The 20,300-nt window shown below is 42.4% G+C and carries 15 protein-coding genes; 9 read left to right on the plus strand and 6 right to left on the minus strand.

The window, feature by feature from the left end; all coding sequences use genetic code 11:
- Positions 1–145: 145 nt before the first annotated feature.
- Both J3P43_RS03755 and J3P43_RS03760 read right to left on the minus strand, forming a co-directional pair.
- Positions 146–1,981, minus strand: coding sequence for a TlpA family protein disulfide reductase (locus J3P43_RS03755; RefSeq protein WP_255899205.1), 1,836 nt, complete (start codon positions 1,979–1,981; stop codon positions 146–148).
- A 61-nt stretch (positions 1,982–2,042) separates the two neighbouring features.
- Positions 2,043–3,581, minus strand: coding sequence for a YifB family Mg chelatase-like AAA ATPase (locus J3P43_RS03760; protein WP_255899207.1), 1,539 nt, complete (start codon positions 3,579–3,581; stop codon positions 2,043–2,045).
- Positions 3,582–3,757: 176 nt separating this feature from the next.
- Between J3P43_RS03760 and J3P43_RS03765 the strand changes: the two genes are divergently transcribed.
- A complete protein-coding gene (locus tag J3P43_RS03765; protein WP_255899209.1) occupies positions 3,758–4,396 on the plus strand; it encodes an MBL fold metallo-hydrolase in 639 nt (212 codons plus the stop codon).
- A gap of 1 nt (position 4,397) precedes the next feature.
- Positions 4,398–5,627: an FtsX-like permease family protein gene (locus J3P43_RS03770; RefSeq protein ID WP_255899211.1), complete on the plus strand. Its 1,230-nt coding sequence runs from the start codon at positions 4,398–4,400 to the stop codon at positions 5,625–5,627.
- 13 nt (positions 5,628–5,640) lie between these two features.
- Here J3P43_RS03770 and rfaD read toward each other — a convergent pair whose 3' ends face one another.
- Genes rfaD through mqnB form a run of 3 tightly spaced genes read right to left on the minus strand, consistent with a single transcriptional unit; the run spans position 5,641 to position 8,107 of the window.
- On the minus strand, positions 5,641–6,606 hold the full coding sequence (rfaD, locus tag J3P43_RS03775; RefSeq protein WP_255899213.1) for an ADP-glyceromanno-heptose 6-epimerase: 966 nt from the start codon (positions 6,604–6,606) through the stop codon (positions 5,641–5,643).
- Complete coding sequence (locus tag J3P43_RS03780; RefSeq protein WP_255899215.1) at positions 6,603–7,469, minus strand: menaquinone biosynthesis family protein; 867 nt, start codon at positions 7,467–7,469, stop codon at positions 6,603–6,605. The genes rfaD and J3P43_RS03780 overlap by 4 nt, the downstream gene beginning before the upstream one ends.
- Complete coding sequence (mqnB, locus tag J3P43_RS03785; RefSeq protein ID WP_255899217.1) at positions 7,466–8,107, minus strand: futalosine hydrolase; 642 nt, start codon at positions 8,105–8,107, stop codon at positions 7,466–7,468. The genes J3P43_RS03780 and mqnB overlap by 4 nt, the downstream gene beginning before the upstream one ends.
- Before the next feature lie 81 nt (positions 8,108–8,188).
- Here mqnB and J3P43_RS03790 point away from each other — a divergent pair, with 81 nt between their 5' ends.
- The 4 genes from J3P43_RS03790 to J3P43_RS19655 all read left to right on the plus strand — a co-directional run bounded on the left by J3P43_RS03790 (position 8,189) and on the right by J3P43_RS19655 (position 14,001).
- Positions 8,189–8,602, plus strand: coding sequence for a 6-pyruvoyl trahydropterin synthase family protein (locus tag J3P43_RS03790; RefSeq protein ID WP_255899220.1), 414 nt, complete (start codon positions 8,189–8,191; stop codon positions 8,600–8,602).
- 10 nt (positions 8,603–8,612) lie between these two features.
- Entirely contained in the window at positions 8,613–9,254 is a 642-nt protein-coding gene (gene folE / locus J3P43_RS03795; RefSeq protein ID WP_255899222.1) for a GTP cyclohydrolase I FolE, read from the plus strand.
- A gap of 104 nt (positions 9,255–9,358) precedes the next feature.
- Complete coding sequence (gene fabD, locus J3P43_RS03800) at positions 9,359–10,243, plus strand: ACP S-malonyltransferase (protein WP_255899224.1); 885 nt, start codon at positions 9,359–9,361, stop codon at positions 10,241–10,243.
- Positions 10,244–10,299: 56 nt separating this feature from the next.
- On the plus strand, positions 10,300–14,001 hold the full coding sequence (locus J3P43_RS19655; RefSeq protein WP_255899226.1) for a sensor histidine kinase: 3,702 nt from the start codon (positions 10,300–10,302) through the stop codon (positions 13,999–14,001).
- A 15-nt stretch (positions 14,002–14,016) separates the two neighbouring features.
- On the opposite strand, the gene J3P43_RS03810 is transcribed toward J3P43_RS19655, so the two are convergent.
- Positions 14,017–14,931, minus strand: a complete 915-nt coding sequence (locus tag J3P43_RS03810; RefSeq protein WP_255899228.1) for a DUF8428 domain-containing protein — start codon at positions 14,929–14,931, stop codon at positions 14,017–14,019.
- A gap of 230 nt (positions 14,932–15,161) precedes the next feature.
- Between J3P43_RS03810 and J3P43_RS03815 the strand changes: the two genes are divergently transcribed.
- From J3P43_RS03815 to J3P43_RS03825, 3 genes are all read left to right on the plus strand, one after another.
- Positions 15,162–16,730, plus strand: a complete 1,569-nt coding sequence (locus J3P43_RS03815) for a glycoside hydrolase family 10-like protein (RefSeq protein ID WP_255899230.1) — start codon at positions 15,162–15,164, stop codon at positions 16,728–16,730.
- 156 nt (positions 16,731–16,886) lie between these two features.
- Complete coding sequence (locus J3P43_RS03820; protein ID WP_255899232.1) at positions 16,887–18,026, plus strand: glycosyltransferase family 1 protein; 1,140 nt, start codon at positions 16,887–16,889, stop codon at positions 18,024–18,026.
- A 14-nt stretch (positions 18,027–18,040) separates the two neighbouring features.
- The gene (locus J3P43_RS03825; protein WP_255899234.1) at positions 18,041–20,248 is read left to right on the plus strand and encodes a family 1 glycosylhydrolase; all 2,208 of its coding nucleotides are present in this window, start codon (positions 18,041–18,043) and stop codon (positions 20,246–20,248) included.
- The last annotated feature ends 52 nt before the right edge of the window (positions 20,249–20,300 follow it).

The following is a 20,300-nucleotide window of genomic DNA, read 5'->3' on the forward strand; positions in this document are numbered from 1 at the left end:
AGGATAGTCTGAGATAATAACTCCGTACCAAAGGAAAAAGTATATCAAGTATGGCTGATTGTGAAATTATTTTTTACCCTGCCATGCTATCCCTGTCCAAACTCCTGTAATGGATAGCCTCTGCCAGATGCTCCAGTTTAGAATTTTACTTTTGAGTAAACAGTTTAGGTAATTCTTTTTCCAGGTTGGACATCGGAAAATCATCATTTAAGACCTGCCCCTCCTGATTAATTACAACGTATCTCGGTATTCCGTTAAATCTGAACAATTGACGGAGATATAAAAAGTCATCTGATTTTAGGCGATAGGTATTCACAAGCTCCTGGTCGCTTACAAAAGCGTTATAGGCCTTCAGCGGAGATTCATTATCTGTTGTGATGAAAATAAACTCCAAATCCTTTTTTCCTTTATATGTCTGACGTGTGATTTTGTGATGTTTTATAGATGCTATGCAAGGCGCACAAGTGGTGGCCCAAAAATCAACTATAAGCACTTTACCCTTGAAAGGGTCAATGATTTTTCGAAATATTTCTGTGCCTTTTTGATTAGGCAATTCGTATGCTTGTTTTGCGTTTTCGGGGTATGACTTATGGAAAAATATTTCTGCTTCCTGAATGATAGACTGATGACTAAATCCCTTTTCAAGCTGTGTTAAATAGGTACGGGCCATATCTTTTTGCCCTTTCATCTGTCCGAAATTGAAATTCAGGGATCGCACTTTAATGATATCGTACACCAGATTCGGCTTTAGCTGAAAGATATTCGCCATGATGGAATCTTTGTATTTCCATCCTTTATGAAGGGAAGCTACACGCGCTTCATTTGCCATATTTTGATATTTACGGTTGTATTGATCAAAATACGTGCTGTATTTTTTTTGGAGCGCAAAGTTATTGATATTCATCTGTTTAAGCAACTCGTCTTTTTCTGTTTTTTCTTTGCTTGCATCATATTTAACTCCCAGTGCTTGATTCGCTTTAATATACACGGAGTCATCTTCAGAGAGCACTATCTTTATATCGGTCGATAAAAAGTGGTGGAAGGGTTTTTTCCTTACTTCAGAGCTTCTTCTAAAATGCAGCGGATTACTAAATTCGAACCGGTTGACGAATGTGGAAAATCCCGAGGTCACTAACAGAGCCGGATCGTTTAAAGAAAAGTTTTGTAGGAAGTTAAAAAACGACTTCTCAACGGGAGCTTTCAAAATCTTAGATGCAGTGTCGTTTCTCGCACTCGACTCTCTGTATGAAAGGTAGTTAAAAAAAGAGGTAGCATACATCAAAACGATTTCTTTCCGTAGTATATTTTCGGCCTGGGGACTGAAATGCTGCTTTCTGAAATCTTGTTCAAGTTGTTTTTCACTTTCTTTCCAGGAGGCGAGCAAGCTTTCCTTAAACTCTGCAGGGCTAAGTTTATTGGCGCTTCGTACTAGGTCGCGGTCGGGGGTTTTTAATGTGATTTTAGATAATCCTTCGCTGATTTCGGCGGATGGCCCTCTGTATTGGGTAGTCCGGAATTTAGAATTGTCTTCGGTCAATGGACCATTCCAATCTAATATTACGGCAAGTGTTTGCCCTGGTTCCACATAAAAGTTGAACATCCTGCCTTGAAAGAGAGCATGCGTATGTTTAGGGTGGTTCATCTGTATTTTGGCTTCAAATCGACCATCCTCCTTAACTATTATAGCAATCGGGGTATCTTCATTTGTAATATTGTTACCGGCGTAGCTAATACCGGTTGTGAATAACTTGCGGTCGTAATTTTTGATATAGCCTATGATTCTTGCAGTATCCCTTGTGAAAAAAGCCGAAGAATTATAATCAACCAACGTCTTAACTTTTCCCTTTGCAAGTTCAGCGTCCAGCCAATTTTGGATGCTGTCAGGAATCTCATTTGCGATTACGATGCGGGAGGCTTTCGCCGAATGGGCTAGCGACAATTGGGTGAAAATTATCAGTGCGGTAAGTAAATATTTGCTCATGTGATTAGTTGGGTGGTTGTTAATTAAGTGATATGATGAAATGGTATTATGCTATGACGTATTACCCTGCCCAACTATCTCTGTCTAAACTCCTGTAATGTATCGCTTCTGCCAAATGTTCCAGCGTAATCTCATCGCTCGAATCCAGATCGGCAATCGTTCTTGATACTTTTAAGATCCTGTCGTATGCTCTGGCCGAAAGCCCTAGTTTCTCCATTGCTTTTTTAAGGAGTTGCTGCCCGGCATCGCTGATCCTGCAGATCTCTCTCACCGTTTTTGGGCTCATCTGGGCGTTAGCGTAAACATCAGCCTTGTCTTTAAAGCGTTCTGTTTGAATTTCGCGGGCTCTGATAACACGTTCGCGGATTAGCACACTGGCTTCCGCCTTTCTGTCGGAGGATAACTCATTAAAATCTACGGGAGTGACTTCCACATGCAGATCTATTCTGTCTAAAAGTGGTCCTGATACTTTACTAAGGTACCGCTGCACTACCCCTGGTCCGCAAACACATTCTTTTTCGGGATGATTATAGAACCCGCAGGGGCATGGGTTCATCGAAGCCACCAGCATAAAACTTGCGGGATAATCCACGCTAAATTTAGCCCGGGATATTGTTACCCGCCGCTCTTCGAGCGGTTGCCGCATCACTTCGAGCACGGTACGTTTAAACTCAGGTAATTCATCCAGAAACAGAACACCATTATGTGCCAGTGAGATTTCTCCGGGTTGTGGATGTGCGCCGCCGCCAACCAGCGCGACATCACTTATGGTGTGATGCGGCGAACGAAATGGCCGGATCGTCATCAGCGAATCTGCAGCTGCAAGTTTACCGGCAACCGAATGGATTTTGGTGGTTTCGAGGGCTTCATGCAGATTCAGGGGAGGAAGCACCGTTGGCAGTCTCTTGGCAAGCATAGTTTTTCCAGCGCCGGGCGGACCGATCAGAATGACGTTATGGCCGCCCGCTGCAGCAATTTCTAATGCCCGTTTGATATTTTCCTGGCCTTTTACATCCGAGAAATCGCTTTCATAATTGTTGATGTTATATAAAAACTCATCACGGGCATCTACTACGGTAGTGCTAAGTGAGGTATCGCCGTTAAAAAACTCTACTACTTCTTTGAGGTTTGTTACTCCGTAAACCTGCAGATCTTTAACAATTGCTGCCTCGCGGGCGTTGGCTTTCGGAATAATTAATCCCTCAAAGCCATCTCTCTTTGCCTGGATAGAAATGGGCAGAGCGCCTTTTACCGACTGGATATCGCCATCGAGCGAAAGCTCTCCAAGGATGAGATATTTGTCCAGCCGAGCGTTTTCAATCTGGCCCGATTCAGCAAGTATCCCGATTGCAATAGCAAGATCGTAAGACGAGCCTTCTTTGCGAATGTCGGCCGGGGCCAGGTTTACTACTATTTTCTGGCGCGGCATGCGATAGCCGCAGTTGGTGATGGCGCTTTCAACCCGCAGCAAGCTTTCCCGCACGGCGTTATCGGGTAATCCTACTATGAAATATTTCGTACCGCTGCTGATATTAACTTCAACGGTGATGGTAGTGGCTTCAACTCCATAGACAGAGCTTCCAAAGGTTTTAACTGGCATATAAGGCAGGTTTCAGTTGCCCGAATATACATTTAAATATAAAATCAAGAAAATCTGGACTTTACTGCCGGGTAATACATACGCCGGCGGGTATAGGCATAAAACAATCCTGCGCCCGTATCATTATAATCAAAGATACTCTCTCGTTTGACGCATTTGTTATTACTTTTGAAACCATGATAGAAGTCAGATCCTTTGTTTGCAATCCCTACCAGGAAAATACTTACCTGTTATTTGATGAAACAAAAGAATGTGTGATTATAGATCCCGGAATGTATACCGGGGCAGAGCAAAATGCTGTTTTGAATTTTATAAAAGAAAAGCAACTCAAACCGGTATTGTTGTTGAACACACACTGTCATATCGACCATGTATTGGGTAATAAGTTTGTTCATGATACTTTTGGACTTTTGCCTCAATTTCATCAAGGAGAATTGCCTGTATTAACTGCGGTACCAGCATATGCGCCTCAAATGGGAATCCGTTATGATGTTTCTCCAATGCCTCAAACCTTTCTCGAAGAAAGCGGATCCATCACCTTCGGCCACAGTACTCTCGAACTGATATTTGCGCCAGGCCATTCTCCTGCACATTTATGCTTTTACAGCAAAGCTGATGCGTTTTTAATAGGTGGCGATGTACTCTTTTACGGGTCTATCGGGAGAACCGATCTGCCCGGAGGCAACTTCGATACTCTTATGAAAAGCATTAAGGAAAAACTGCTGGCCCTTCCGGATGATTGTGTCGTTTATCCGGGGCACGGAGGCGAGACAAGCATAGGGTTTGAAAGAGTTAACAATTATTATTTAAGATAATTTGAGTACCTCCTTTTACATAGCCAAACGATATCTCTTTTCAAAGAAGTCGCTTAACGCGATAAACTTTATTTCAAGCATCTCTATGCTTGGCGTTTTTGTGGGAAGCGCTGCACTGGTGATCATTTTATCTGTTTTTAATGGTTTTGAGAGCGTGGTGCTATCGATGTACAACAATTTCACACCCGAGATAAGAATTGAACCAGCAACGGGAAAGACCTTTAATCCCCAGACAGCGGCCTTCAAACAGCTCAGGGCAGATAAGCGAATTGAAAACTACACCGAAGTATTGCAGGAACGAGCCTTGTTGAGATACGGGGATGCACAGTATATAGGTTTAGTAAAAGGGGTGAGCGAGGATTTTTTTAAACGAAAACGCCTGGACAGCACCCTGGTGGAAGGGGATTATCGTCTAAAAGAGAACGACAGCACCTTCTATGCGGCAATCGGCTCCGCAGTGAAGCTTTACCTCACAGTAAATATTCACGACGACTTTTTGGATTTGCAGATTTTTTCGCCCAGGAAGAATGCAGGGAATTCTATAAACCCGGCCGACGAATTTATGGCAAAAGCGATTCACCCGGTAGGTGTTTTTCAGATACAGCAGGCTTTCGATGAATCGGTACTGGTACCCATCGAGTTTGCCCGCAACTTGCTGGAGGAAGAAACCAACGTATCATCCATCGAAATCTATTCCAAACCAGGCGAAGACATCGACGATCTGCAGGAAGACATTGTGGAAACGCTTGGTAAAGATTTCTTAGTTAAAAATCGTATTGAACAAGATCAGCAGCTCTATAAAACGTTGAATATGGAGCGTTGGGCAATATTCTTTATCCTCACGTTCGTGGTAGTTATTGCCATCTTCAATATTGTGGGCACATTGACCATGCTGGTGATCGACAAAAAGAAAGACATAGCAATACTGAGCAGTATCGGCGCCAGCACCGCATTGATACGCAAAATATTTTTCCTGGAAGGAATGATGATTGCGCTTGTGGGTTGTATTGCAGGTATGCTTACGGGGCTGATATTTTGTTTAGCACAAAGGGAGTTCGGCTTTATAAAAATGGGCCAGGACTCTTTCATTACGGATGCTTACCCTGTCGGATTAAATATCAGCGACTTTATCCTGGTATTTTTAACGGTTACCCTGATCTCTATCATCGCTTCGGGAATTTCATCGCGTTTAAGCGTAAATAAGATCTACGACCTGAAGGAGGATCTGTAAAGACCAGCTCCTTCTATAAATATTCGCCTTTGCTCAGGTAATTCTGTACGTAATCCTCTACCCCTTCTTCAAGTGAGTGGAAAGGCTTATGGTAACCGATAGATTTCAGTTTATCCATTTTGGCCTCTGTAAAATACTGGTATTTGTCGCGGATGTCCTCAGGCGTTGGAACAAAACTGATTTTAGGCTCTTTTCCTAAAGCTTTAAACGTGTTTGTTGCCAGGTCGAGGAAGGTTCTGGCCGTACCCGAGCCGAGATTGTAGATTCCGGAATCCTTACGGTGATGCATCAGAAAATACATTACTTCAGTAACGTCCTTCACATACACGAAATCGCGCATTTGTTCGCCGTCTTTAAAATCAGGGTTGTGCGATTGGAAAAGCTTCATCTCGCCTGATTTCATGATCTGATTATAGGTATGGAAAATCACCGAGGCCATCCTTCCTTTGTGATATTCATTCGGGCCGTATACGTTGAAGAATTTTAATCCAGCCCAAAAGAAAGGCTTCCGATCTTGTTTTAACGCCCAGATATCGAAATCATTTTTAGATTCTCCGTAAGGATTCAGAGGCTTTAATTGTTCAAGCCTGGTTTCATCGTCATCGTAGCCCACCTCACCAAGGCCGTAAGTAGCGGCCGAGGAAGCGTACACCAGCGGCAGCCCGAACTCAACACAAGTGTTCCAAACATCTTTAGAATAGTCGAGATTGAGACGGTTAAGCAAAGCATAGTCAAATTCGGTGGTATCGGTTCTCGCACCTAAATGAAAGACAAATTGCACATGAAGCTGATTTTCTCTTAACCAGCTAACAAAATCCTCGCGATCAACCTGTTTGGTGAAGCGTTTGCCTGCGAAATTTTTATTCTGTCCGGCGTCTGAAAAGTCGTCGACCAATACCAGATCGTGATAACCTTCACTATTAAGTTTCTGTACTAAACAACTTGCTATAAACCCTGCTGCACCTGTAATAACGATCATAATTTGAATAGCCCTTTAAAAGGCGAATGATTTAAAAATAAGTCTTCTTTAATTTCGGGAATCACACCCAGGCTCCGGGCTTTTTCAAAAAGCGTTTCAATCGCCTTCCTGCCTTCCTGCCCCAAATCTATAGAATATTTGTTTACGTAAAGCTCAATATGTTGATACATCACTGCTTCATCCATGGTTTGTGCATGCGAGCGGATGTAGGCAATTCCAGATTTTGGGTTGGCAAATGCAAATTCAACACTTCGTTGTAAAACACGATTAACTTTGAGCTTAACCTCTTCGGGGAGTTCCCGTTTGATCACTATTCCGCCGAGAGGGATTGCTGCACCTGTTTCTTTTTCCCAATATTCGCCCAGGTCAATTACTTTATGCAGTCCTTTATCCTGATAAGTAAAGCGGTTCTCGTGAATAATCAAGCCTAAATCAATTTCGTCTTTTAGCAATGCATCTTCAATTTCTGAAAATCGCATTTCAATTTTATTCTGGAGACTGGGGTAGGCAAGACTTAACAGGAAGTTAGCCGTAGTATATTTTCCGGGGATGCCTACACGAAGGTTTGACGCATGTTCGGCAGGAGATGTGTCGGGGTGCTTGCTTATTAAAAGCGGCCCCACTCCGAAACCCAGTGCGCTTCCCGAATCGAGCAGGGCATAGTGGTCTGCTACGTAGGCAAAAGCATGAAAACTAAGTTTGGTGATATCAAGTTCTGAGCGAAAAGCTTTTTGATTAAGCGTTTCCACATCATCGTAAAAAACTTCAAATTCCAAACCTTCTGTATCTATTTTATGATGGATTAAGGCATCAAAAATAAAGGTGTCATTGGGGCATGGAGAAAATCCTAAAGTCAGTTTCATGGCAGATCGTTTAATAGTTCTATCAATACGGCGTTTAAGTTCTGTATGGCTAAAGGTATTTTCCAGGTATCGCGGTTACGCCGCTCGACATAATTGGATATAGCTCTTACTTGCAGGCAGGGAAGGTTAGACTGGTTGCAGGCATAAAAAAAAGCTGCGCCTTCCATACTTTCCACCTGCGGATTTAGCCGTGTAACGGTTGTATAAATGCTTTCATCGTTCCCGTGAACTTTGTTAACCGTTATTCCTTTTGCTTTTTTTAAAGCGTCGATGTTGCGGTGTTCAAAGGTATGTTCGGGTTTCACGCTTGATCTGCCAAAGCCCAATTCATCTATCGTTAAAAAATCTTCGCCATCTTCTGCTCCGAGTTCTGCAAAGCAATCGAGGGTAACCGCTACAACCTCGGCTGTCTTTAGTGAGCGGTCGAAAGCGCCTGCTATACCTGCATTAATGGCCAGATCGTATTGGTTTAAACCAAGGGCTCTGCCCATTGCGAAGGCTGTGGCAGTCATACCCACGCCCGTAACAAGGATGTCCAGGCTATTTCCTTTAATGGTTCCGCCATTCTCAATGATATTGAAATGCGATAGAAGAGGTTCAATTTCTGATGCAGTTGCCGCTACCAGCAAGATTTTCATGGCGCAATTTACAAAATGCAGATATTTGAATTGCCATGCTTGGGTACAGTTTAAGTATATTTGCGTCCTTAACTGTAAAAAATGATATACATTACACGCAGAGAGCGGTTTAGTTCTGCGCACAAATTATTCAGACAGGAATGGAGCAATGAAGAAAACCTGGAGGTTTTTGGAAAATGTTCAAACCCCAACTGGCACGGACACAATTACGAACTTTTTGTAACTGTGAAAGGTGAGATTAACCCGGAAACCGGATTTGTGATTGATTTGAAAGTTCTTAAACAGATTATCTTAACCTACGTTACCGATAAGCTTGACCATAAAAATGTAAACCTCGACGTGGATTTTATGAAGGATAAAATGGCTTCTACAGAGGTACTTGCCGTAGAGATATTTAATCAGCTAAAACCACATGTAGAGGCGCTTGGGGCACAATTGCATAAAATTAAACTATGCGAGACCGAAAATAATTATGTTGAATATTTTGGCGAGTAAATCTTAAAATATGGACGAAGACCAGATACACCAAATTGCTAAAGGAAACGAACTTGACGGTTATTCAAAAATAGACAGATATAATCAGGAGAAGATCGACCGGATTTCTAGCCATTACGGTGGAATTTTATCAGATCTGGGTGAGGACCCATCCCGTGAAGGACTTCTTAAAACACCAGAGCGCGTGGCTAAGGCACTGCAGTTTCTAACCCATGGCTATGATCTAAAGCCGGAAGAAATTTTGCGTAGCGCGATGTTTCGGGAAGAGTACAGCCAGATGGTTGTTGTAAAGGATATTGAAGTGTATTCTATGTGCGAACACCATATGCTCCCTTTTTTCGGTAAAGCTCATGTTGCGTACATCCCCAATGGACATATTGTGGGTTTAAGTAAGATTCCAAGAGTAGTGGACGCTTATGCGAGAAGATTACAGGTACAGGAACGCCTGACCAATGAGATAAGAGATTGTATCCAAAGCACGCTCGAGCCTATGGGAGTTGCCGTTGTAATTGAATGTAAACATCTTTGCATGTCGATGCGTGGTATTCAGAAGCAGAACTCGGTTACTACAACATCAGCTTTTACGGGTGCTTTTGTGAACGAAAAAACAAGAGCAGAGTTTTTAAGATTGATAACGGCTAGTTTAGATTAGTCCTGGCCACAAAGGCACAGGCAAAGTATCATTATAAGAATAAACCACCACATCGATAGAGGGCATACTTGGCGCCTTTGACTCTTTGTGGCAACAAAAAATACATGAACGCATACATTTTTCCGGGACAAGGAGCACAATTTCCAGGCATGGGCAAAGATCTTTACGAAAGTTCTGACCGTGCAAAAGAACTGTTTGAACAAGCCAATTCTATTCTTGGCTTTAGGATCACCGACGTGATGTTCAATGGAACCGAAGAGGATTTAAAGCAAACGAATGTTACTCAGCCAGCCATCTTTCTTCATTCTGTAATTCTTGCAGACTCGCTCGGTAAGGATTTTAAGCCCGATATGGTTGCAGGCCATTCCTTAGGTGAATTCTCGGCATTAGTTGCTGCAGGGGCCCTGTCTTTTGAAGATGGTTTGAAACTGGTTGCAGCAAGGGCAAATGCCATGCAGAAAGCTTGCGAAATTCAACCTTCTACCATGGCTGCAATTTTAGGCCTGGATGATTATACGGTAGAAGAAGTTTGCCAGCTGGTGAGTGAGATTGTAGTTCCCGCGAATTATAATTGCCCCGGCCAGCTCGTTATATCAGGAAGTATTGAAGGTGTTGATAAAGCCTGTGCTCTTTTAACCGAACGCGGAGCTAAGCGTGCATTAAAACTCAACGTGGGTGGCGCATTTCACTCGCCTTTAATGGAAGCCGCCAGAGCTGATCTCGAATCCGCTATCGAAGCTACGCAAATAAAAGAGCCGGTTTGTCCTGTGTATCAGAATATTGATGCAAAGCCTTATCGCGATCCGGCAAGTATAAAGCATAATCTTACCGCGCAATTAACAGGTGCAGTTCGTTGGACACAAACGGTTAAAAAAATGCTTGAAGACGGTGCAACGTCGTTTACAGAAGTAGGACCTGGAAACGTTTTACAAGGATTGGTGAAAAAAGTTGACCGGGCAGTTGAAACTAAAAGCGCTACGTTGAGTTAAGCAGTGTAAAGGATAGAGCCAAACGCAGGCTCAGTTACCTATTAACCTAATCATTTGTGAGTGCTACCTTTAAAATAAGGCTTTTGCTTTTTATGCTTACGGTGAGTTTTGCCGTAACTGCTATCACTATAAATTTCACCTTTAACAAGGAGGAAATTTTAGAGTTCGATGCTAAAATTATCGAGAGCAATCTTCATAAAAAGGAAAGATTCGTAAAAGACTATTTGAGCGGTCCGCTTTTCGACTCTTTACGTAACATTCATAATAATCCCGGATATGCGGTAAAGATCATTTCTGAATTCAGAGATGAGAGGATAATTTATCTGCATACCTATAACAATCATCAGCTTGCATTTTGGGGGGGCATTAGAATTGCCCCTGTTACGGACGCTGGTTTGAGGGAAGGAAGCAATCTGCTTAGTACCCAAAACGGCTATTATGAGGCTATTAAAAGAACTTCCGGAAAGTTTTCGGTAGTGGCAATTATCCCCCTCAAAGCTCATTACAGTTATCAGAACAAGCATCTTCGCAACGAATTTTCGAGGGATTTAATTACCGAAAATAATCTCGACATAGCCACCATCAATGATGAAGACACTTATAACATCCGGAACATTGATGGAATCTACCTCTTCTCTGTTAAGCTAAAATCCGCTATTACCAATTCATTCTATTCAAAGCTTGAGTTGTGGATGTGGATCTTCGCCGTTTTTCTGGGTACCATTTTTATCAACTACCTCTGTATCTCTTTAGCCAATAAAGGCTTTGTAAAGTGGTCTATTCTAGTCTTTTTTCTATATTTTCTGGGCCTCAGAATACTTACTCTTGAGTATGCCTGGATCGATACTTATTTCAACCTGCCAATTTTCGACACCAGACATTTTAGCGCCGGTTATTTTTTTCCTTCACTGGGAGACTTTTTACTGAACGCTATTATGGTAAGCTGGTTTATCGGGTTTATACACAGTTACCGGTACGACATTGAGCTATCAAAAGGGCGGGTAAATAAAACCGGAGCGTCTCTGATTTTCATCCTGTTAGGTGCGATCATTTATCTGGTAGCTTTTCAGCAGAATGAAATCTTTTTTCAGCTGATCACCATGTCGGATATTAATTTCGACGTTACCAATATTTTATATCTTAACTCTTACAGCTGGCTTGGCATCCTTTTAATGTGCGTGGCTATCCTCAATATTTACCTTCTCATAGAAATTACGCTGGTAGTTGGCGAACAGCTGCCCCTGAGTAACCAGTTGCGATTCAGGATATTTATTACCTGCACAGCAGTTTTGTTTCTCCTGGCCTCAGCACTTGGGGGTGCCAGTATTTTTATCCTGTTATTTGCAATAATCATAGCCCTGCGAGGCTGGGCTTTCTATTACAAAAACCACAGCTATAAACTTGCGATCTTTCTGTTCAGTTTATTACTTTTCTCTATAATTTCCTCTATCAAGCTGTCTACCTTTCAGTTTATCAAAGAACGCGAAGACAGAAAGCAGATCGCTTTTCAACTTCAGTCGGCAGACGATCCCAACGCGGTACTTCTGTTCTTCTCGCTTGAACAGGAAATATTGAAGGAAGAGTTTATCCGCCAGTTTTTTAAGGCCGGCTCCACCGATCGAAATGCCCTTAAGCAAAAATTGCGGAATCTGTATTTCGATGGGTATTTGTCCAAGTATGAGATTACTGCACTGCCTTTTAATCCCGACGAAAAATCTTTTTTCAACGATAGCACCAGTTTGCAGTCAGTTAAGAATCTTGTCGTAAACGGGTCTATTAAGGTTTCTGAAAGTTTTTACAGGGTGGCTAACACCTTTGGCTTTCAACACTATTTTGCCATTTTACCGGTCAGGGAGGGCGACAGAAATCTGGGTACTCTGGTTGTTCAGCTAAAAGCTAAAACCTTCGAAGACCCCGCTTCCTTTCCCGAAATATTAGCGGATGGCAAAGTAACTCCAAATCCTAAATTAAACGATTACTCCTTTGCCTTTTATCGCGCAGGCCGGCTAATCAGTCAGAAAGGCGACTATAACTACACTCTTGCCAACCTCCATTTTAAAGGTGAGAAGAGCCAGTTTATTTTCACAGAACGAAATGGCTATAATCATGTGATCTACCAGCCAAATGACAGCAAACTGATTGTTGTAAGTAAACCCTCAACAACCTGGATAATGAAACTGGCGTCGGTTTCGTTCTTGTTTCTTGTTCTTATTACTTTTTCGGTTATTATCGTAATTGTTTACCAGCTGTGGGTGGTGTTTCACGACGACAATTTCCGCCTTAATAATTACAGCTGGGATTATCTTTTGTCCAGAAACCGGATACTATATAAAACCCGTATTCAGGCCTCGATGGTTATAGCCATTATTTTTACCCTGTTAGTGGTTGGAGCTATTACTTATTTCAGTATAGGTAATCAGTTTAGAATGCAGCAGGAGGACGACTTGCTGACTCATGCATCCCGGATAAATGAAGCACTGGAGAACAACGATGCTTATGCAAATATTCAGTTAACAACAAACGAGTCTCTTTTAAATTCCTTTGCAAACATTAACGCTACCGATTTAAACCTGTATGCGTTAAACGGGGCGCTCATCTATTCAACACATCCGAAAATATACGAGCAGCATTTGATTGAAAGACGGATGAACACGATGGCTTACGTATATCTCAATAAATACCTGCGCTCTGAATACCTTAACTACGAGCGTATAGGTGATATGGAATACATAGCCGCTTATAAACCGGTTCGGAATAACAACAACGAAACGGTAGCTTATATGAGTTTACCTCATTTCTCGAACGAACAGGAATACGAGCAACGGATAGGATCGTTTTTAAATGCGCTTATTAACGTATATGCTCTGGTGCTTCTTATTATAGCGTTGTTCGGCGTTTTTCTGGCAAACCAGATTACCCACCCTCTTACTATTGTGGCTAAGAACCTGAGCGAAATAGCGATTGGCAGCAAACATGAGCCTATCCAGTGGAAGAGTAACGATGAAATAGGTTCTCTGATTCAGGAATACAATAAAATGATTGCCGCTCTGGAAGAGAGCGCTCAAAAACTTGCCCGGTCTGAACGTGAAAGTGCCTGGCGCGAGATGGCGAAGCAGGTTGCTCACGAAATCAAAAATCCGTTAACTCCTTTGAAGCTCGGAGTACAACTCCTGGATAAGTCATGGCGCGAGAAAGACGTTAACTTTGATAAGAAATTCGAGAAGTTCAGTAAATCGTTTATCGAACAGATCGATAGTTTGAGCCTGATTGCGTCAGAGTTTTCGAACTTTGCTAAAATGCCTGATACCCCTTTCGAGAATGTAGATTTAGGTAAGCTGATCGAAAAAACGATCAACGTTTTCGATCAGACAGAAGATCTGGAGATTATCTATACCGTAAATGCCGATAGGGACGTAATTGTTAGAGGCGGCAAAGACCACCTGCTGCGAATCTTTAATAACCTGGTTAAAAACGCCATCGAAGCTATTCCCGATTTTAGAAAAGGGGTAATTAGGATCAAACTCGAGACAAAAGGTAATAATGCTTTGATTGAAATCTCAGATAATGGTAAAGGTATTCCTGATAAGCTTCAAACAAGCATCTTTAACCATAATTTCACTACCAAAAGTTCGGGTACCGGATTAGGGCTTGCGTTTGTTAAACAGGCGATAGAAAATATGTATGGCTCGATAAGTTTTGAAACAGAAACAAACAAGGGAACCACATTTTATATTGTGCTTCCCCTGGCTAAATCGTGATATTTATTTTTTAGATTATTTCAAAGTAAGAGTGCTCTTTCCCATGGTATACCCATCGGCATAAAGTACAATGGTGTAAGTGCCTTTTTGAAATTTGTATGGATTAGTCCAGTCAATATTATAAACCTTTCCATCGTTCGCAAACTCAATTGCGGTTTTATAAGTGTACTGTAGTTCCTCGCCATCGGCAGAAAAAAGGCTGCTATTGTCTGAGATTACAAGGTTTCCGCTTGGATCAACAATGCGCATGTAAATGTCATGCATTCCTTTTTCGGCAATCGGATTGTCTGCTGCCGTAAAACTTACACGTAGTTTTTTTGCTGTGCTCGCCTTGCTTACATCAGTTTCTTTCCCGCTGTTGCGTATTCTTAACGGAGTTACGCCGATGTTCGCCACTTTAAGCGCTGAAGCTACTTTTACCTTCGAGCTAAGTTCTGTGTTTTTCTGCTCAAGTTCGGTTGCTCTGGCCGATACGTTGCCCACGGTAGTTTTGAGACTGTCGCGTTCAAACGATAACGCTCTGTTTTCCTTTTTTAAAGCGTCTATATCGGCGGTGTATCGGTTCACCAGGTATTTTAACTGTGTTACGTCCTTTTTCGCTTTTGCAAGTTCGCCCTGAGTTAACTGTCCCTTTTGGAGCTGGTCGCGCAGTTCAGAGATTTTTTGGCGGGCCAGATCCTGTTCTTCCTGCATGCTGGCAGTAAGTTGGATATTAGCGTTGGTAGCTTTATCAAGTTCAGCTTCGATCTTGTCGATCTCTACTTCCATCTTTGATTTTTCGTCGGTTATCGTAACTACCAGATCGTCTTTTTTTCGGTCGCGGTAAGCCATATAGACATTGGTTCCCAATAAGGCAGCGATCACAACGATCAGGAAGTAAATTTTATTCGAGTCTTTTTTTGGAGTTTGTTCTGGATATGTATTTTCCATGTTGTAACAAAGTTAATGTCGGTCTGGCAAATAGATTTATGCTTTTATAACTTTCAAAAGAGCCGATTATTGCATAATAATTACAAACCCCGCTAAAGTTATCAGCAAAGATAATATTTTATCTATACGCAGATGCTGATTTCAACGCCGGAGGATGCACAAAATGTGATTTTAGATAATAAAACTCGGTTCTGGTTGTTTCATAAGTATATCTTTGTACACTTTAAATTATGTCAAAAAGCGTCTTTTCTGCAATACTGTTTGTTTTTTTTGTGGCCAATTCTTCATTTGTATATACGCCATCAGAGAGCATTCAGCGAACTTTAACATCGCCCGAGGTTTCACAAAAGAGAGAGTTCAGAGGGGTTTGGGTAGCTACCGTGGTTAACATAGACTGGCCGTCAAAAGCCGGTTTGAGTTCTGACATGCAACAGCAGGAAATGATTGATCTGCTCGACGCACATCAGCGCTCGGGCTTAAATGCAGTGATGTTCCAGGTTAGGCCAAGTGCTGACGCTTTTTACGGAAAAAGCCGTGAGGTTTGGAGTAAATGGCTCACTGGCGATCAGGGACGTGCTCCTTTACCATACTATGATCCTTTAGAATTTGCGATAACTGAAGCGCATAAACGTGGTATGGAACTGCATGCATGGTTTAACCCTTATCGTGCAGCTTTTAGTTTATCGGATAAAGTACATCCCGACCACATCAGCAGGAAGAAGCCCGAATGGTTTTTCAACTACGCCGGTAAGAAGCTTTTTAATCCGGGTTTACCCGAAGTGAGGGCCTATATCGTGCAGGTTATCCTGGATGTTGTAAAAAATTATGATATAGACGGAGTTCATTTTGACGATTATTTCTATCCGGGTCAGGAAGGTGGTCGGCCAATACCCGATACCGAAGCGTACATCGCATATGGACGGGATTATAAGAACATCAAAGAATGGCGTCTTAGTAATGTGGATACGCTGATCCATACTTTAAGCGATAGTATAAGATTTGCTAAAAAACATGTAAAGTTCGGAATTAGCCCGTTTGGTATCTGGCAAAACAGAAGCCAGCATCCGGAGGGATCTTTAACAAATGGAGGCTCGTCTTACGTGGAGATGTATGCTGATACCAGGAAATGGTTGCAAAAAGGTTGGATAGACTATATCAATCCTCAGTTATACTGGCCTTTTGAGCATCGGCTTGCAGCGTTTGAAATTCTGCTCGAATGGTGGAGCAACAATGCTTACGGACGACATTTATATATAGGGCAGGCTGCTTACCGGACAATGGAGAACGTGCAGGGCTTCAGAAATAAAAGAGAGCTTCCGAGCCAGGTACGTGCCATAAGAAATAACCCCCGGGCTCAGGGAAGCGTCTATTTCAGTTCAAAGTCTTTAACTAATAACCTTGCCGGATTCCAGGATTCATTAAGGAACGATCTTTACCGTTACCCGGCTTTGCCTCCTCAGATGCTTTGGAAAGACGATATCGCTCCCCAGTCGCCTACGCAGCTAAAAGCTTATTTGGCCAGTCCGAATACAGCTCAATTAACCTGGGAAGAACCTTTAAAAGCCCGTGATGGAGAAACCGCTTACGGCTATGTAATTTACAGGTTTGATCAGGGTGAAGAAGTAAATTTGGGTGATGCTTCAAAGATTCTGAAGATCAGTTTCGATAATACAATCAGGTCGTACCGCGATAATACTCTAAAAAAAGGTGTTGGTTATCAGTATATTGTAACTGCTATAGACAGGTTAAAGAATGAAAGTTTACCATCTAACTCAGTGGCGGTTCAAACTTTTAACTGATGTTTCAACTTCTGAGGTTGATGTTTCGTAAATAGAACAAGAAGGTTAGTTGTGGTTAATAAAATTTAAAACCTAATTTATTTTTCAATATTTGGTGTAAAACGTCAAACGTTTTTTTGCGATTCGTGTTAAATCTCTTACAAAAACAATGAATCAATGAAACGTGTACCTGAAAACCTACTTGTATTTTCTCATTTAAGATGGGATTTTGTTTTCCAGCGCCCACAACATCTATTGACTCGCTTCTCAAAAGAATTTAATGTCTACTTCCTTGAAGAACCGATTCACGATGTTCCGGAAAATGAGGATAGCTACCTATCTGTCAGTAAACGCGCTGATAAATTATGGGTCTTAGTGCCACATCTACCTCAGGGTATAGATAAAAAGCAAAGTTTAAAGATCCAGAAAGAAACTTTAAAAACGTTTTTAACAAATAAATCCTTATCCGATTTCATTTTCTGGTACTATACACCAATGGCTTTGGAGTTTTCGGGCGACTACAACCCTGACATCACCATTTACGATTGCATGGATGAGTTATCTGCATTCAAGTTCGCACCTCCAGAGCTGATACATCTTGAAAAAGAATTGCTAACCCGTGCCGATGTGGTGTTTACCGGCGGGCACTCTTTATACGAAGCAAAAAAACATCAGCATCAAAATATACATCCTTTCCCAAGTAGTATAGATAAGGCACATTTTGGCCAGGCCCGTAAGAATATGGAGCAGCCGGCTGATCAGAAAAATATAGCGGGACCTAAGTTTGGGTTCTATGGCGTAATCGATGAGCGCTTCGATTATGAACTAATTGGAGAGGCAGCGAACTTGCGTCCCGACTGGCAGTTTGTTTTAATTGGTCCAACCGTAAAAATTGACCCTGCAGTTCTTCCTAAAAATAAAAACATTCATTATTTAGGCGGTAAATCATACGATGAACTCCCTGCTTATCTGGCAGGATGGGATATTGCTATGATTCCGTTCCTGTTGAATGAATCCACCCGCTTTATCAGCCCTACAAAAACCCCGGAGTATCTATGTGCCGGAATTCCTGTCATTTCAACACCAATTCGTGATGTGGTTAATCCTTACGGCAAAAAGAACCTGGTGAGTATTGTAAGCAATGCCAGCGAGTTTGTTGCTGCAGCAGAAAATGCCTTAACGGGACCTAAACAAGAGTGGCTTCAAAACGTAGATGCTTTCCTTGCAAAACGTTCATGGGATCAAACTGCATCAGATATGATGGAGATGATTCGCAAAGCGATGGGCAGAAAAGTATCTGTGCCGCTTAGTGCTTAACTAAACTGAAATCTATGAGTATAACATCAGATGTAGAGGTCTGGGCAGGAATCGAATGTACGATTAACCGGGTACGAGACTCTTATTTTGATCAACTCAACTATGCTGATCATTATAAACGCCAGTCAGATCTTGATCTGTTTGCCGATCTGGGAATTAAGAAAATCAGATATCCCATTTTATGGGAAAGGCATAAGCCAGAGGCAGATACAAATATCAGCTGGGATGCAACCGATAGATCTTTAAATAGATTGAAGGAATTGGGCATTCAACCAATTGCCGGGCTTGTGCACCATGGAAGCGGCCCGTCGTATGCGTCGATAGAAACAGAGCAGTTTGCTACCGGGCTGGCCGAATTTGCCTTGCAAGTAGCACAAAAGTTTCCCTGGATCGAATATTATACACCGATTAATGAACCGCTCACTACTGCGCGGTTCTGCGGCTTATATGGGTTTTGGTATCCGCATCAAAATACCGATAAAGACTTTATCAGGTTACTGATGCACGAAACGAAAGCTACTGTGCTGGCAATGCGTGCTATCCGAACCATTAATCCCCAAGCAAAACTAATACAGACCGAAGATCTGGGAAAGACATACAGCACCCCATTATTGAAATATCAGGCTAGCTTCGAAAACAAGCGTCGCTGGCTGAGCTTCGATTTATTATTGGGCAGAGTAGATAAGGAGCACCCTTTGTACCGCTATATCACAGTGAAATGTGGTGTGAAACCCGAGGAGTTGCAGTTTTTTATCGATAATCCTTGTCCTCCGGACATTCTCGGATTTAATCACTATCTGACGTCCGAAAGGTATATTGATGAGAATCTAAAGAAATATCCCCGACATACCCGTGGGGGCAATGGCCGTCATAAGTATGCCGATGTTGAAGCCGTTCGTGTTGACCTGGATGAGAAAACCGGAGCTTATCAATTGCTTCGAGAAGCCTGGGATCATTTTAAACTTCCTATGGCTATAACGGAGGTTCATCTGGGTTGTACCCGCGAGGAACAACTTCGATGGGTAAAGGAGATGTGGGATACCGGCAACCAGTTGAAATCAGAAGGTGTGGATATGCGGGCCATCACTGCCTGGGCGGTTTTGGGTTCTTACGGATGGAACAAGTTACTTACAAAGCGTAAAGGGAAATATGAACCTGGAGTATTTGATCTGAGGGCCAGCCAGCCGCGGCCTACTGCACTTGCGAAATTAATAAAATCTTTATCAACGGGCGCCGAGTTCAGCCACCCTGTGCTCGAAAGCAAAGGATGGTGGCGAAAGGATTTTAGAGTGCTGTACTTCCTTAATAATATCCGAAAAATTAGTAATGAATCGAAAACATCGCAACCGCTGTTGATTCTGGGTAAAACCGGCACTTTGGGCAATGCATTCGCCAGGGTCTGCGAATTGAGGGGAATTCATTATCAGTTGCTGGATAGAAAGGATTTTAACCTGGTCGATCTGGCTGAAATGGAAAGTGTGATAAAAGAAAAGCGACCCTGGGCCATTGTAAATGCAGCAGGTTATGTTCGCGTAGACGATGCTGAAACCGAATGCAGCAATTGTTATACCGCGAATACTCATGGACCCGCAAATCTGGCCATCTTATCGTCACGCTATCATTTCAAGCTGTTAACATTTTCGTCTGACCTGGTTTTTGACGGATCGAAAAACCAGTCGTACCTGGAAAGCGATCCGGTAGCTCCTTTAAATATTTATGGGATTAGCAAAGCACGGGCCGAGCAATTTGTTTTAGAACGCGATCCTTCTGCGTTGATCATACGGACAAGTGCTTTTTTCGGTCCATGGGACAAGTATAACTTCGTTACAAATGTCTTGTCGTCGTTAAAAAACCAGCAATTTGTGAAGGCTGCTAGTGATGTCCTTATTTCGCCAACCTACGTACCCGACCTGGTGAACACCAGTCTTGATCTTTTGTTAGATGATGAATCTGGCATTTGGCACCTGGCCAACCGCGGCGAAACCACCTGGGCCTCACTTGCAACGCAGGTTGCCAAACTTGGCGGATTTGATTCAAATCTGGTGACGCAAACGCCGCTGGCAGACTTTAACTACCCGGCCAAACGGCCAAGATATAGTGTGCTGAGCAGCGAGCGGGCGCTTCTTATGCCCGATTTAAGCGACTCGCTTACCCGATACTTTTACGAAAGAAAGGTTAATAGCAGTGCCGATGACTTGGTGATTAGTACAAAAGCGGGTTAAATCCCCGCTTTTACCTCATTTTCCTCTCAGGAAGATAAATGTTCAAAAAAGT

Source organism: Paradesertivirga mongoliensis (assembly GCF_024436395.1).
Taxonomy (GTDB): domain Bacteria; phylum Bacteroidota; class Bacteroidia; order Sphingobacteriales; family Sphingobacteriaceae; genus Paradesertivirga; species Paradesertivirga mongoliensis.